This window comes from Dehalococcoidales bacterium, assembly GCA_028716225.1.
Taxonomy (GTDB): domain Bacteria; phylum Chloroflexota; class Dehalococcoidia; order Dehalococcoidales; family UBA5760; genus UBA5760.
In genome coordinates this window covers 1-2,689 of the sequence record JAQUQE010000143.1, presented here as the reverse complement: position 1 = coordinate 2,689, position 2,689 = coordinate 1, and the positions used below count along the sequence as shown (strand labels likewise).

General features: G+C 57.0%; 3 protein-coding genes. All 3 read right to left on the bottom strand.

Annotation, left to right across the window (positions count from 1 at the left end; genetic code table 11):
* Positions 1-1,612, bottom strand: a 1,612-nt coding sequence (locus tag PHI12_14970) for a glycosyltransferase (GenBank protein ID MDD5512085.1), incomplete at its 3' end; no start/stop codon positions are given.
* 30 nt (positions 1,613-1,642) lie between these two features.
* Complete coding sequence (locus PHI12_14965) at positions 1,643-1,978, bottom strand: hypothetical protein (GenBank protein ID MDD5512084.1); 336 nt, start codon at positions 1,976-1,978, stop codon at positions 1,643-1,645.
* Between the two features lie 78 nt (positions 1,979-2,056).
* Positions 2,057-2,689, bottom strand: a 633-nt coding sequence (locus tag PHI12_14960) for a hypothetical protein (GenBank protein MDD5512083.1), incomplete at its 5' end; no start/stop codon positions are given.

Genomic DNA, 2,689 nt, shown 5'->3' with positions numbered 1-2,689 from the left:
AGGGGGGGACGATCCGTATGGGGCAGGCAATCCCGCTCTGTTCCTGCACCTTCCTGTTGAATTCGGAGCTCGTGATGAGATAGTCCATGTCGTTGCAGACCTGCTGGTAGTGGGCGTGGAGCTTCGTCGATTCGCAGAGGGACCATCCAATCTTCCAATCGCCCTTGACGCTCGGGAACGATTCCATGAGCCAACAGATGACCTGCGGGTGCTTCGTGAAGTCGATGCCGTCCCTAGCCTTCAGGTACTTCTCGTAAAGCTGTCGGAAACGCGGCTCAAGGATGGGCGATTCCCCACTCTGCCAGTCGTTGACATACACATCGTAGCCGAGATTCTCCAGGGCTGGGATTATGGTCTCGCTGATGGCTGTGAACCCCACCCCCCTCCCGAAGAAGGAGTGCCACAGCACCTTGTTGTTATACCGCATGATGCGCCAGAATATTTCCTCCCAGCGGTCCACGACGCGCTCCGCATCGCACCACTGCAGATGGAACTCCCTCGCCTTCTTTCCAGCCTCGGAGAGCCACTTTCCCCCGCCCTTCCAGTCGTCGTACGCGAACTCAAGCTGCCTCGCGCCGTCCAGAGCATCGGGGACATCATACAGCACGCTGAACCTCGGGAGCATCTTCTGGCCGGAGACCTTCACTGGCAGCCCGAACTCCCACCCCCCCGTAAGCTCCGGGGAGGTAGTGTTGTCCGTCAGGATGCACGGCACTCCGGCCAGCATCGACTCCACATAGGGGATGCCGAACCCCTCTCCCCCCGAGATGTGCATGAACACATCCCCGGTATTGTACAGTTCGTTCATCTGGTCCTCGGGAAGCATCATCGGCTCGAACGCGACCTGCTCCCTCACCCCATACCGCTCCATCAGCCACTCCAAATCCCTCTCGTTCTGCGCTTCCTCTCTCATAGAGGAATCCTTCGGGTCGCACTTGCATATCCAGAACGCATCTGGATGGGTCTTGAGAAACTCTCCGACGGCATAGGCGGTTTGGTAAATCATCTTCCTTGGTTGATGCCGTCCTACTGTGGTAATGACGAACCGCCCTCCGAGGCCGTGTGCATCCTTAAGTCTCTCCTTTTTCGGAAGCGGTCTGAACACATCGCTCGGGACCGCATGGTATATCGCGTCCTTGTACATCACATCCTTGACAAGGTGCGCCTGTTGCTTCCAACCGAAGGAAGAAAGGAATACGAGGAACTTCATGCGATTCATGAAGTTGGCCCAGGAGTCCTTGCTGTACGGGTTGTCTACCGGGAGCCAGTGGACCCACCTGTCGATGAAATCCTCGCCTATCTCCGTCATACCCCCGACGCGGTAGAAGTCGTTCAGGCTCCAGACCACATCGGGCTTAAGCTCGTCGAACATCTGCCGCTGGAACTCCTTCGACCCATAGAGGCCGTCCAGCCCCTTCGTCTTCGTCTCCAGGTTCCTGATGACTTTGATGCCGTTCCAGTGGGTGTACCCATCTGCCTCCACCTGTTCCTGTCCCGTGAACCAGACATTGCACCCAATCTGGTAGACATCCCAACCTCTCTGCGCCAGCCGACTGAGCACGGCATTGGATTGATTACCATACCCAGTCGCGCAAAACGGCGCGTCAGCCACCGCGAGTATGCGACCCCTATACATAGGAACTCACTTCTTCGGTTCGTACACGCCCGGCGGAATCGGCGGCTGCACTCCCGGATGCCCGGCCTGGGCCGGGGGCGTAGTCCCCTTCATCATCCTGTCCATTTGGTCCCGTTCTTGCTGGCTTTGTTGATACTCGCAGACGATGAAGTGCGCCGTCTCATCCTTGAGGTGCACGCAGTTCGCGCAATTCGTCAGGGGAGACCTGAACCCGAACTGCGGATTAGGGCAATCGACTGCCGGAACCAGGCAACCCCTCCCCATAATGGTCCCCATCGGGCCCTGCGGGGAATGAGCCACATCCCCTATCTGCAAGTAGTAAATCACGCGCTTCTGAGGCATTCCCAATCCCTCCTCGATGACAGTATGAAATGCCCGCTTAAAAACTTAATCACTACCATGTGGGAGTCGAGTGGAGTATCATGTCTGCCATCCCGTGACGAAAGCATTCCAAATTTTCACCAGTCCTGTCGCTCCACCCTTGACCGAAAACAGGATGGCCTGTATCCACTTACCGGGCTGGTTTCCTATGCTTCCCAAGAATGTGTAGGGAGTCCCGCCTTGGTCTGTACTCCACGCTCCCCCATACGAGCCGCCACTATCCATAAGTAACAGGCGGAGCGTGCCGTCGTTCAGCCAGCCGTACACCGCTTCCAATCCCACTCCTCCTCCCGCCCCCACGCGAGATATCTTCATGCCAATCTGCAACGGCATCTGCGCCGAATACCCAGAGCTTACGCCGCAAGAGAATATCGACGCGGCATTGTAGGACGCCTGGATGCTGATGCCCGTGGACCATAGGACCGTCGGAAAGTTCATCATGCCCTTGGCCGGGGTTAGGCCCGGGAACGCTTCCGAGATTTCATCCCCGATGGTCCACGAGTCCCACACAGATATCTGCCTCCCGAAGACTTCGGCATATAGGGTGTAGGTTCTGCTGTTCACATTCGTATAGATGGGGAGCACCAGTTCATCGTTATCGCTGTCGTAACTCCAATCTCCAATTGTGATGAGACTTCCCCCCTCCATCACTTCATCGACATAGGACGATTG

Bases quoted from the DNA above. Each gene is read 5' to 3' on its own strand.
- PHI12_14965 (MDD5512084.1), bottom strand. From the start codon at position 1,978: ATGCCTCAGAAGCGCGTGATTTACTACTTGCAGATAGGGGATGTGGCT.